This is a genomic window from Maribacter aestuarii (assembly GCF_027474845.2).
In the GTDB taxonomy this organism is placed as follows: Bacteria; Bacteroidota; Bacteroidia; order Flavobacteriales; family Flavobacteriaceae; genus Maribacter; species Maribacter aestuarii.
Map to the genome: position 1 here is coordinate 3,644,913 of NZ_CP107031.2, position 11,850 is coordinate 3,656,762.

The window sequence follows — 11,850 nt, forward strand, 5'->3', positions numbered from 1 at the left end:
CGAAATTTTAAGCCTTAACGAATTAGCGGAACTAGACTACATGTAGTCAAGCCCACTAGCAAACCCGACAAAACTGAAAGACATGGCACATCAAAATCAAGACAACACCTCTTATCAAAATTTTATTCAAGATTTGAACAGTATTTTGGTAGATTACAATATCAACAAACTAACATATTCTTAGTGTTTTAGTGTGTATTAATTAAAGAAGCGCCTGCAATAAAATTGCGGGCGCTTCTTATATGAGACTGTTGTACTGGGAAACTATCCCAAATACGTCTTTAATAATTTACTTCTAGAGGCATGGCGCAGTTTGCGAATTGCCTTTTCCCTAATTTGACGAACTCGTTCCCGAGTCAAATCAAAGGTTTGGCCAATTTCTGCCAAGGTCATTGATTGTTGATCGCCAATGCCGTAGTAAAGTTTTACCACATCCGCTTCCCTAGGCGAAAGTGTCTCTAAAGCCCTATTGATCTCCGTATTCAAAGACTGTTGCAACAACTGGTTATCCGGTCTGGGTGATTCCCCAGAACGTAGAACGTCATATAGGTTAGAATCCTCACCCTCCCTTAACGGCGCATCCATGGATACATGTCTTCCAGAGTTTTTTAGGGATTGCTTGACCTCTGTTACGGTCATTTCCAGTTCCTTTGCGATTTCTTCGGCAGAAGGTGGTCGCTCATGGGCTTGCTCCAAATAGGAAAACGTCTTTTTAATTTTATTGATGGAACCGATTTTGTTCAACGGTAGGCGTACTACCCTAGACTGCTCGGCCAAAGCTTGTAAAATGGATTGTCTAATCCACCATACGGCATAGGATATAAATTTAAATCCACGAGTTTCGTCAAAACGCTTCGCAGCCTTAACCAACCCTAAATTTCCTTCGTTAATTAAATCCGGAAGTTTTAATCCTTGATTTTGATATTGTTTTGCCACAGAAACTACGAACCTAAGGTTGGCAGTGGTCAATTTTTCTAATGCTATTTGATCTCCCTCACGTATTCTTTGGGCTAATTCTACTTCTTCATTTGCAGTAATTAAATCAATCTTACTGATATCCTGCAGGTATTTGTCCAATGATTTTGATTCGCGATTGGTAACCTGCTTGATAATCTTTAGTTGCCTCATATATATCTATGTGTTAAAAATTAGAAGTTGTACAAGTTTACATAATACATTTTTATTACGTCTTTTCCAAAGGGATACCGATAATCTTTTACATAAATTATGAGTATTTAAGAAATATTAAGACCCTTGTAAGCTTTTAGCGCTACTTATTCTATTTTTGAATTAATTGTTGTTGCATGAGCAAAAGAGCATTAAAGACCTATTTGTCGGAATTGTCCAAAAAAGACCTGGAGGAGCAACTTATGGATTTATACACTCGCTTTCCTTCGGTAAAGACCTACTACGACTTTGTTTTTAATCCCAAAGAAGAAAAGCTGGTTCAGGAGGCCAAAGCGAAAATTTCCAATGAATACTTTCCGGTAAAGCGAAGAAGGCCAAAGGCCAGGCGTTCCGTAGCTCAAAAATACTTGAAACACTTTCTGAAACTGGGTATGGACCCGCATATGGTGGCCGACGTTATGTGCTTTAATTTAGAAATTGCCCAAACCTTTGCCATGGACCGCAACGTACCGGACGCCTTTTATAAAAGCATGGCCAATTCCTTTACGGAAATGACTACTTATATTTCACAGAATGGCCTTTTGGCGGATTACCGGGAACGCATGCTTAAAATTTACAAAGAAACACAAGAACAAAACTGGCTCTTTGAGGAGGATTTCTCCCGAGCCCTAGATATCATTGATTAGATGGCAATTGTTATAATTAGACAGGACGGAAAAATAGACCTTTGGAAGGACGCCCTTTTAGAGGCAGATCCTTCGATAAAGGTTTACAATTACTTGGAAGAACATCCTAAAGAGGGGGTGAGCATGGCCCTCACATGGAAACACCCCGAAGAAAGCTTATCCGTTTACCCTAATCTTAAATGTATTGCCTCGGCAGGTGCAGGGGTAGATTATATTTTTGAGGACGAAACTGTTCCAAAAAACATTCCCATCACCCGTATTGTAGACCCCTATTTGGCCGGTGATATGTCCGAACATGTTTTAGCGGTAATCATGGCGCATATTAAGAATTTGAACGCCTATAAATTGAATCAAGTTGCCGGTATATGGAAAACCATAGCTTATAAGCGTATAAAGGACGTAACCGTGGGTATTATGGGACTTGGAGAACTAGGTTCGTTAACCGGGTCGGATTTATATCGTTACGGATTTACCGTACAGGGCTGGTCCAGAAGCAAAAAAAGTATTGAAGGCGTCAAAACTTTTGCTGGGGATGCGGAACTCAAGCCCTTTTTAAATACAACGGATATTCTGGTTTGCTTGCTTCCGTTAACTCCGGAGACCACGGGAGTTTTAAACGCTTCGCTATTTCGGCAATTACCTGAGCATGCATATGTAGTTAATGTAGCCAGAGGTGGTCATCTGGTGGATGAGGATTTAGTGCAAGCCCTGCAAATTGGTCACCTCTCAGGTGCCTGCTTGGATGTTTACCATCAAGAACCGTTGCCTAAAGACCATCCCTTTTGGAGCCATCCTAAAATTCACATGACGCCCCACTACGCCAGCGTTTCGGACACCGCATCGGTTATACCACAGATCATAGAAAATTATCATCGGATAGCAAAAGGACATCCTTTGCTCAACGAGGTCGATCGCAAGAAAGGCTACTAATTAGGCCCGGAATCCAATTAGCGAGCTGCGTTCAGCGCTTTGTGCAAAATGTGTTTTTAAGCACTTCCATATGAGCGCATTAGCAAAATCAGTTGGAACTGTTCCGATTTTTTATGAACGTTTTTGAGGTGTATATTTCTATCATGAGTAAAAATCCTCTAATTTTGTAAGGTTTTTTATGAATTAACCCTGTCAAACCTTAGCGATTCTTTTGAGCCTAGAAAAAGAAATTACAGAAAAGACATTATACGATTATCAGGAGGAAGACCTTAAGGCCATATTTAAATACCTGAAGGAAAATCCGGATAGCTCCAATCTTCTTTATCAACTGCCTACGGGTGGGGGTAAGACCGTCGTTTTTTCTGAAATCGCACGTAGGTATATCGAAAAGACCAACAAAAAGGTCGTTGTGCTCACCCATCGTATTGAACTAAGTCTTCAAACTTCGAAAATGCTCCACGGTTTTGGGGTAAATAATAAAATCATCAATAGCGATGTAAAAGAGCTCATCGATCAAGATGAGTTCATGTGTTTTGTGGCGATGGTAGAGACCTTGAACAATAGGCTGCAAGAAGAGAAGGTAGAAATTTCGAATATTGGGCTTGTAATTATCGATGAGGCACATTACAACTCTTTCCGCAAACTGTTCAAATATTTTGAGGATGCCGTAATTTTGGGAGTTACCGCGACCCCCTTAAGTTCCAACATCAAACTCCCGATGAAGGACAACTATAAAAAGCTAATTATAGGGGAATCCATCGCATCGCTCATTGAAAAAAAGTTCCTGGCCAAGGCCAACATGTACAATTATGATGTAAGCCTGCAATCCCTGAAATTGGGTATTAGTGGCGATTACACCGTAAAGTCTTCCGACGAGCTCTATGGGAATCATAGCATGTTGGGTAAGCTACTCAATGCTTATACGGAAATTGCCCAGGGCACCAAAACGTTGATTTTCAACAACGGTATCAACACCTCCAGGTACGTGTATGAGACCTTTAAAAAGGCCGGATATAATATCCGTCACTTGGACAATAAGAATACGGCTTCGGAACGAAAAGAGATTCTGGAATGGTTCTCCAATACGCCAGATGCCATTCTCACCTCGGTAAGTATTTTGACCACGGGTTTTGACGAACCATCTGTGGAGACCATCATATTGAATCGCGCTACGCGTTCGTTAACACTCTACTTCCAAATGATCGGTCGTGGTTCGCGCTACTTGCCGAACAAGGAAGAATTTACCGTGGTGGATATGGGGAACAACATTGCCCGTTTCGGTATGTGGGAAGCCCCGGTGGACTGGCAAGAAATTTTTCACTTTCCGGATTTTTACTTGGAGAATATTAAGAACGACGAAGAGATTGAACGGGAATTCGTTTATGAAATGCCACAAGAGCTACGGGATGAATTCTCAAAATCGGAAAATATAGAGTTCGATATCAAGGCGGAATATAAAAAGAGTTTTGCCAATGGCGAGAAATCGAAATTAGTACTGGAAAAAAGCATTGAGCAGCATGCCCAAATTTGTGTGGAGAATGCCGAGGATGTGTTTGATGCCCGGATACTAGCCAAAAAATTAAAGGAAGAGATTTCCTATCGGGTGCGTCAATATTCCTATTGCATCATGAACAATACGAAGAACTACAAAGAGTGGTTGGAAGAGGATTATGAGCGAAAACTGCGTTCCAAAATCTCCAAAAAGTTCGCTGCTCGGATGTAGTTTTGTTTTCAAAAGACGATTTTAGCTTTTAGAAAAATTAATGGACCTCAAGAAACTCCTTGTCATCGGTTACCACTGGCCAGAACCGACTTCCACGGCCGCAGGGGTGCATATGATGCAGTTGTTGGACATTTTTTTGGAAGAGAATTATCATATCACCTTTGCTTCTACAGCCGCCGTTTCGGAACATTCAGCCAATCTTCAGGAATTAGGTATTGAAACACAATCTATTGAACTTAACAGCGAGACATTCGATGAATTTATAACAACACTAAACCCAGGTATGGTCCTTTTTGACCGATTCCTGGCCGAAGAACAGTTCGGTTGGCGGGTGGCAGAACAGTGTCCGAATTCGCTCCGGATGCTAGATACCGAGGACCTGCATTCCCTTCGTCATGTCCGAGAGGAACTTTTAAAAGAAGGTAAACCTTTCACAGTTGATGCCTGGCTACAAAACGACAAAACCAAACGGGAAATAGCCAGCATTTACCGTTGCGACTTGTCGTTGATCATTTCAACTTATGAAATGGAATTGTTAACCGAGATGATTAAAATGGATGAAAGTCTCGTGTTACATCTTCCTTTCTTACTAGACGAGATTCAGGATACCAAACAACTTCCTTCTTTTGAAGATCGAAGGGATTTTATCTTTATCGGGGGTGGGAAGCACAGTCCGAATATTGATGCCATCAAATGGCTGAAAACTGCTATTTGGCCTAGAATAAAATCCCAAATACCAGAGGCAAAGCTACAGGTTTACGGAGCCTATTTACCACAGCAGGTACTAGAACTACATAACGTAAAGGAAGGATTTTTGATACGGGGTAGGGCGGAAGCGGTGGATGATGTAATGCAATCCGTGAAGGTGTGTTTGGCACCGCTGCGCTTTGGTGCAGGAATTAAAGGCAAATTGATCAACGCTATGCAAAATGGCACCCCCAGCGTTACAACGGACGTAGGGGCGGAGGGCATGCACGGAGATTTACCTTGGTGCGGTAGTGTTGCGAAGAATGCGGAAGACTTTGCAAAAGCTTCTATAGTGTTATATACCAATAAGTCGGATTGGCAAATAGCGCAAGAGCAGGGATTTGAAATTATCAATACGCTTTATTCCAAGCCCGATTTAAAAACAAGATTTCTGTCTAAGCTAGAAGTGTTGAACAATAATCTCAAACAACACAGAACTCAAAATTTTATAGGCGCTTTACTTCAGCAGCAAGAGTTTGCCAGTACCAAATACATGGGAAAGTGGATTGCCGAAAAAAACAAAAAGTAAATCGAATCATTCTTATTTAATCACCAGTATCCTAGGATTAATAGGGTACAACCATTCTATACCACGCTCGGTAATGACGGCGTCGTCCTCCAAAGGAACGCGTAGCTTTTTGCCACCCCATTCCGGAACTTTGGTATAAGCGAACAATTCTATGGAAATTAAGTTGGAAGGCTTTAGCTCATATCCCAATCGGACCGGATTAAAAAAGGCAATGGATGGACCAATACCGTGCCCCCAGTTTCCAACGGAGTGACAGCCGATAATGACATCGGTTTTATCCAAATCCGTGTATTTATTAAAGCCTTCCATTTTATTGAACCCGGCTTCGGTCAATGCCGCATAAACGGCATCCTCCGCTTTTTGTGCCGTAACGCCCGGTTTTATCGTTTTTTTGATGATATCCCTGACTTTCACCCCTTGCTCAAAGGCATTTTTTATACCTACCGGCACTTCGGTTTCCCCTTCTTTCAATACATAGGCCATTCGCTTCATGTCCGTAAACATGTTCATAAGCCCAACGCCCCAATCCAGCATAAGAACATCACCACGTTGGATGATACGGTCGGTGGAAGTGGCGATGACCCCATCGGGACCGGTAACATATACGGAAGGCATTCCAAAAGAGGAGCCCAAATTGTTTTTAAACTGTTGTTCTTTCATAAACCAGGCCACGTCCTCTAAGGTGGTGACCCCTGGAGTGATGACATCGTTGGCAAAAGCTTTTTCCGCAATGGTATAGGACAGTTCACCCGCCTCGCCGTAAATCGCGATTTCACTCGCCACACGTCTGGAACGGAAATCGGATACCAACTTTTCGGCGGAAACAAATCGCTTTGCATATTCCTCCCCCAGGATTTCGGTAAGCTCTAGATAGGCCGAATGTGTGAGTCCGTCCGCCCCTCCAAAATTTTTGGAAATATTGAGTCCTATGGTTTTGGGATTTCGTTTCTTAACAAATTCCTTCAACTCGTCCGCCGACCCAAAATAGTCATAGGTGTTACCCTCTTTCAAAAGATAGCCACCCACTCCTAGCGCTGCCCGTTCTATACGTTCTCCCCCGGCATCGTAGAAAATGTAATAAGCATTGCTACCTACGTACCCTTCACCCATATCGGTATACAAGGGGTCCAGATTGCCCTCCCTGTTGGTCACGATCCACATATCAATATTGTTTTCTCGCATGGCAGTGGGCAATACCAAATCAAATTTATCCTGGCGCACTTGGTTCAGCTTCCGCCAACGACGCAAGGCTTCTTGTGTAAAAACATTCGTGCAAATTAGTAGAAGTAAAAAAAGCGGAATTCTTTTCATAAAAACGGATTCTGATTCAAATTAAAAATAACAATAAAATGTAGCCCTATTCCAACACTTGTTCCAATTCTGCAAGAGTCTCTTTAAGTGCATCGTACGGTATATCCTGCACGGCTCGCCCTTGGTCTATGGCCATGCTCGCAATTACTCCGGAACTTTGACCAAGAACCATAAAGACCGGTTCCATCCGAATGGACCCAAATGCAATATGTGATGCGCTCAAGCAGACAGGAACGACTAAATTGGAACATTCTATTTTTTTGGGAACTATAGAGCGGTAACTAATGGGAAAGGGAGCTTTGACATGGGCCTCTACATTTCCCTCGTTGGCTACGTAGCCTTCGGAAGTTACGTATCGCTTTATATGATGGGAATCCATGCCGTAGGCCGCCATACCTATGGGGTCATTGACTACGTCAATTCGTTCGCAGTTTTTTTGGGTCATGACATAATCACCTATCATACGGCGCGCTTCCCGTATGTACAATTGTTGTTGCCAGCCATCTTCACGTTCGTATTCATCTTTGCAAGTACCCCATTGGGACACCCTGTCCCTTACTTTTTTCGGAATTCGTGGATGATAGGCCAATGTCCACATTAAACCCTGTTGGTAGTCCCGATGCCGAGCTATAATTTTCTCACGCTCCTCATAGGAAGCCTCAGGATAGTCCCAATTTTGTCCAATAAAATCGGTTGAAAAACCTTTTTGGTTGTTGGTATCCGTTTTTCTGTTCGGCATGGCCGCATTGATCCAAGGAAGTATAGGGTCGCCATACGAATACATTTCTTCTATAGGCCCGTTGGCGGCTTCATAATTACGGAATAGCAGTTCATAGTCCAATTCATTATAATTTTCGGGCTTCGTAAACGGAATTCGATTATCAGGATGGTTGGTTAGGGTCATGCGGAAACAGAACGCCTGTATGCCTTCATCGGCTTGCCCATCTAAACCAGGGCCACCTGGATTGATAAAAGGCAAGAGTCCGCTCAAGGAATCACCTTTGACAACGTAGGGATCAACACCGTCTACAAAATTATGGTACACGCTGTTGTTGGAAACAGTTCCGCTTAGGGTTGTGGCAAATTTGTTGGCCTGAATGCCATTTAAGGTTTCTCCGTACTGGGAATTGGATTCTCGGCCTACCGTATAGGATATTCCTGCGGCGGCCATTAGGTCGCCCTCATAGGTGGCATCTATAAAAACGGTTCCCAAGTAGGTATCCGCAGATTTTGCGGTGATTGACGTAATGGTATTAGCAACTTTTGATACGCCTGTTTCGCGATTAAGTTTTTGGTTATAGACTATTTTAATATCGAGGTCTTTTAGCATTTCATTGTACACTTCCAAAGCGGCCGAAGGCTCAAAAGTCCACATGGCATCCTCATCTTTACCGGATTGTGTTTGTCCGCCGTCCTTATATTCCGAACTGCGTTGCCAGACCCAATTGGTGGAATCATTATAATGCGACTTAATACTCCTATAAAACTCCCGGGCCAGTCCTCCGATGACCTGTTTGTTGCCAATATCCGTCTGGCCTAAACCACCCGTGGTTAATCCTCCCAATCTGTTTGTGGGTTCCAGTATTATGACCGATTTCCCAAGCCGAGCAGCTTGTATCGCGGCAGTTATGCCAGCAGAAGTTCCTCCGTATATAATAACATCAGCCGAAACTGAACGGTCTTTGGTGCTACAACCACTACTTAAAAGCAGTAGTAGTGCAAACAAAGGAAGTACTGTTAAAAATCTAAGCATGTTTTATTGATATTTGATAAGCTGTTGGACTAAAAATAGGGAATTAAAGGCATGTGCACCGCTACTTTAGAATTTAATAAGCAGACAAATGCTAGTAGCTTGAATCACAATAAGTTGTCAATTTTTTATATCTTAGAAGTATGGACTTGCCAAACGAAGTTTTATATATAATGGTTCCCGTTATTTTACTTGCTGGAGCGATAGCTTTAGTCGGTTATTTAACTAAAAGCAGTAGGAATTTTAGAAGCAGCAGAAATAGACGGGCGAGGCGACAACATCACGATCTTTAATTTTTCCATGGGGCAGGTTTTAGGGTTGCTTGGCATTTTCGCTATGCTGATATAATGCTATGGCTTTCACGTAATTTAAAGCACCCTCCATGGTCAGGTCATTAACAAAGTCATCCATTTCCGGATGGTTCTTCGCCACCCAATTCACCAAAGAATTTACTTGTTTCTGCCATAGCACCCAATCGGCATCGGGACAATCCAATTCGTCAATTTTAAAGATTTTTCCCGATTCCAAATGAAACCGATAGTTACAGGTCAGAGGGTTATTCTTTAAAAATGCCAATTTTGAGGAACGTACGGTTACTGTGGCAACAGGGTACTTTCCCTTCGTATCTATCGCAATCAATTCGTATTCGGGTTTAAAGATTGAATCCCATTTAAATTTCTCGTAGTAGCTCTTTCTGGAGAACTCCATGATATAGTCTCCCGCGGTGGTGACCAGACTGTCCGCAAGCGTTCGTTTTATTTTTTCGTAATCGGAGTTTTTAAAGCCTTCGTAATAGGTGGTAATTGGCTCCGTTGGGGTACTGCTCTTCTCGGTACAACTATAACTGAGTAGTAAGAGTAGTAATAGTGTAATTTTCTTCATCTATTTTAGGTTGATTTGAATAGGTGCTGCAACTCATGTAATGGGCAACAAATTACACTATTTCTTTAAAAGTGTGTGGCTTGCTGTTTTGAATAATCACTTGTTAGAGACGATTACCAACTAAGTGAACTATAATAATGTTTTTCAATCTTCAGTTGTAGTAATAAGGCCAAATTCCTTGAACTTTGCCATTAGAAAATCGGCGTACCTCATGAATCCCAAGTCAGTAAAATGAACGCCATCAACCGATCCTTCATGGTCGTCACCCGTAGCATTATTACTATCTATATAAAAAATATGCTCAAATCCACCATCCATCATTTTTGTGTATTCCGTTTTTAGGGACGTATTTCGATCCTTAACCATATTGCTCCAGTGTTTACTTAGGGCGGACTGTTCATATTTGAAATTTTCGACAAAAACAATGGCCGTTTCAGGATGCTTCTCCCTAATTGTTTTTACTAGTGGTATGGCCCTATCCGTAATTTGTTCGGGATTCATGTTAGGCAAGCATTCAATCACATAGAAAGCAGGGTTCAATTCCGATATCAATTCATTTATGGGTTGCTCCATCCTGCCATTGCCACTAAAGCCATAGTTGATACAGTCCATATTTAATTTTCTGGAAATAATATTGGTATGTGCCATACCAGGGCGAGATGCGCAACCCCCTTGTGTTATGCTGGTTCCGTAAAACACTATTGAGGAATCGTTGTTCTTGGTCGGTTTTTTAATCACGCTATTCCGATCGATACCCACTTCAAGATGAACAACGCCATCGTAAAGAGGTAAATACATTTTATATTCCCGCATTTCATCGGTCATGGTGTTTATGAGCATAGATTCATTATCCATATCCGTTGGGCGAGCGGTATTTAGGTATTGCCAATTCCCATTATTTTTAAAGTAAAGATCAAGCCCCTTAATTCCGGTTTCGGCCATGTGATTCATGGTATTGTTATTTAAAAGTGTCCACTTTACACTAATACTTGTTGAATTGGAAAAAAACCGAATGGACATTCCTGCCGAAGCCTTGGACAAGTCCCACACCGGTTTTCGAACAATATCTTTGAGGGATACCGGTAACCTGTCATAGCGGTTTTCTTTTAACGAATCGGCAATTGCAGTGCCTTCCAATAGAAAATAATCCTTGCCGAAATAAGTGGTTGTTTCTAGTTCTTGTGAAATTCCCCAGACCGGAATACTCATGAAAACGAATAATAAAAAGTAGTAATAATTGTGCATTTTAGAAAGTTAGAAATGGGACTAAAAATAGGGAATAAAATAGATAGGTATTCCTGCAAACTGTGCCTAAAAAGAGAAAAGCGAAAAGAAACGTAATGACCAATAGCTTCAAATATCTTACTTGGGCTCAGGCCTATGGGTCACCTAAGTGTGCTATCCGAGCCCCGTATTATTTTTTATAAATCTTTATAGGGTTCCAAGACCGAAGTTTTACCCGCCCCATAGCGCTCTATTCCTATAAAAAATAAAGCACCAGCGAAATATAAAAGAACATCAATGGTATCGGCGGTGTAGCGAACATTGAATTTGGGCAACAGCAACTCAAAATAAAGGGCGTATAACACGGTAAGTGTCAAGGCAAGAGTAATGGGGATTTGAAGACCGCGGTCACTTTTGAATTGCCGGACCAAATATTGACAAATCTTCAAGACGATGGGCATACAGAGTAAATCGTTCAAATAATTATTTACAAGCAGAGGTAAGTCTATAGCAGTTTGTTGCGCCACATAAACGAATATCGCTATCGTAACGAAAACCGGAAAATAAAAACGTTTGAGGTAGGTGAGGAGCATAGAATAAAGCACTTATAGATTAAGCAGCAATATAACCGAACAGCAAAGCCAAAAAAGAGCCGATAGCGATGACAACGATCCAAATGGAATAAAAGAAACGTGCGGTGTACTTGATAAAAGGGTTTTGATGGTCCTTGGAGTTTTCCAAAAAAATCGTGACTGCGCTTTTTTTTTGGGAGTGGCTGCTTCTAGTTGCTTTTTGGCCGCTTTTTCTTTCCTAGCCAGTTCCCGTTTTAAGGTCGTATTGATGATACTGCCGCAAGCGGGACAGTAATCTTGGTTTAAGGACATTTTACCGCAGTTGGGGCATTTTCTATAGGTTTTCTCCGCCATAGGTTTGTTTTATC

General features: G+C 41.8%; 11 protein-coding genes. 4 read left to right on the forward strand and 7 right to left on the reverse strand.

Annotated features, from left to right (window positions below):
- Nucleotides 1-264 precede the first annotated feature (264 nt).
- A complete protein-coding gene (locus N8A89_RS16600; protein ID WP_281543230.1) occupies nt 265-1,128 on the reverse strand; it encodes a sigma-70 family RNA polymerase sigma factor in 864 nt (287 codons plus the stop codon).
- 176 nt (nt 1,129-1,304) lie between these two features.
- Between N8A89_RS16600 and N8A89_RS16605 the strand changes: the two genes are divergently transcribed.
- From N8A89_RS16605 to N8A89_RS16620, 4 genes are all read left to right on the forward strand, one after another.
- Nucleotides 1,305-1,814, forward strand: a complete 510-nt coding sequence (locus N8A89_RS16605; protein ID WP_281543231.1) for a DUF6155 family protein — start codon at nt 1,305-1,307, stop codon at nt 1,812-1,814.
- Nucleotides 1,815-2,744, forward strand: a complete 930-nt coding sequence (locus N8A89_RS16610; RefSeq protein ID WP_289644625.1) for a 2-hydroxyacid dehydrogenase — start codon at nt 1,815-1,817, stop codon at nt 2,742-2,744.
- 211 nt (nt 2,745-2,955) lie between these two features.
- Nucleotides 2,956-4,467: a DEAD/DEAH box helicase gene (locus tag N8A89_RS16615; protein ID WP_281543233.1), complete on the forward strand. Its 1,512-nt coding sequence runs from the start codon at nt 2,956-2,958 to the stop codon at nt 4,465-4,467.
- A gap of 40 nt (nt 4,468-4,507) precedes the next feature.
- Complete coding sequence (locus N8A89_RS16620) at nt 4,508-5,743, forward strand: glycosyltransferase (RefSeq protein WP_281543234.1); 1,236 nt, start codon at nt 4,508-4,510, stop codon at nt 5,741-5,743.
- 12 nt (nt 5,744-5,755) lie between these two features.
- Here N8A89_RS16620 and N8A89_RS16625 read toward each other — a convergent pair whose 3' ends face one another.
- The 6 genes from N8A89_RS16625 to N8A89_RS16650 form a co-directional block, all read right to left on the reverse strand.
- Nucleotides 5,756-7,054 carry a M24 family metallopeptidase gene (locus N8A89_RS16625; RefSeq protein ID WP_281543235.1) on the reverse strand — a complete coding sequence of 433 codons (1,299 nt, stop codon included), beginning with the start codon at nt 7,052-7,054 and terminating at the stop codon, nt 5,756-5,758.
- Nucleotides 7,055-7,100: 46 nt separating this feature from the next.
- A complete protein-coding gene (locus N8A89_RS16630; RefSeq protein WP_289644626.1) occupies nt 7,101-8,807 on the reverse strand; it encodes an FAD-dependent oxidoreductase in 1,707 nt (568 codons plus the stop codon).
- Between the two features lie 309 nt (nt 8,808-9,116).
- Nucleotides 9,117-9,686, reverse strand: a complete 570-nt coding sequence (locus N8A89_RS16635; protein ID WP_281543238.1) for a hypothetical protein — start codon at nt 9,684-9,686, stop codon at nt 9,117-9,119.
- Nucleotides 9,687-9,830: 144 nt separating this feature from the next.
- Complete coding sequence (locus tag N8A89_RS16640; RefSeq protein WP_281543239.1) at nt 9,831-10,931, reverse strand: SGNH/GDSL hydrolase family protein; 1,101 nt, start codon at nt 10,929-10,931, stop codon at nt 9,831-9,833.
- Nucleotides 10,932-11,107: 176 nt separating this feature from the next.
- Nucleotides 11,108-11,503 (reverse strand): hypothetical protein, encoded by a 396-nt coding sequence (locus N8A89_RS16645; protein WP_281543240.1) that lies wholly within the window; start codon nt 11,501-11,503, stop codon nt 11,108-11,110.
- Nucleotides 11,504-11,515: 12 nt separating this feature from the next.
- Nucleotides 11,516-11,836 carry a hypothetical protein gene (locus N8A89_RS16650; protein ID WP_289644627.1) on the reverse strand — a complete coding sequence of 107 codons (321 nt, stop codon included), beginning with the start codon at nt 11,834-11,836 and terminating at the stop codon, nt 11,516-11,518.
- Nucleotides 11,837-11,850: the final 14 nt, after the last annotated feature.

Bases quoted from the DNA above. Each gene is read 5' to 3' on its own strand.
- N8A89_RS16600 (WP_281543230.1), bottom strand. From the start codon at position 1,128: ATGAGGCAACTAAAGATTATCAAGCAGGTTACCAATCGCGAATCAAAA.
- N8A89_RS16605 (WP_281543231.1), top strand. From the start codon at position 1,305: ATGAGCAAAAGAGCATTAAAGACCTATTTGTCGGAATTGTCCAAAAAA.
- N8A89_RS16610 (WP_289644625.1), top strand. From the start codon at position 1,815: ATGGCAATTGTTATAATTAGACAGGACGGAAAAATAGACCTTTGGAAG.
- N8A89_RS16620 (WP_281543234.1), top strand. From the start codon at position 4,508: ATGGACCTCAAGAAACTCCTTGTCATCGGTTACCACTGGCCAGAACCG.
- N8A89_RS16625 (WP_281543235.1), bottom strand. From the start codon at position 7,054: ATGAAAAGAATTCCGCTTTTTTTACTTCTACTAATTTGCACGAATGTT.
- N8A89_RS16630 (WP_289644626.1), bottom strand. From the start codon at position 8,807: ATGCTTAGATTTTTAACAGTACTTCCTTTGTTTGCACTACTACTGCTT.
- N8A89_RS16635 (WP_281543238.1), bottom strand. From the start codon at position 9,686: ATGAAGAAAATTACACTATTACTACTCTTACTACTCAGTTATAGTTGT.
- N8A89_RS16640 (WP_281543239.1), bottom strand. From the start codon at position 10,931: ATGCACAATTATTACTACTTTTTATTATTCGTTTTCATGAGTATTCCG.
- N8A89_RS16645 (WP_281543240.1), bottom strand. From the start codon at position 11,503: ATGCTCCTCACCTACCTCAAACGTTTTTATTTTCCGGTTTTCGTTACG.
- N8A89_RS16650 (WP_289644627.1), bottom strand. From the start codon at position 11,836: ATGGCGGAGAAAACCTATAGAAAATGCCCCAACTGCGGTAAAATGTCC.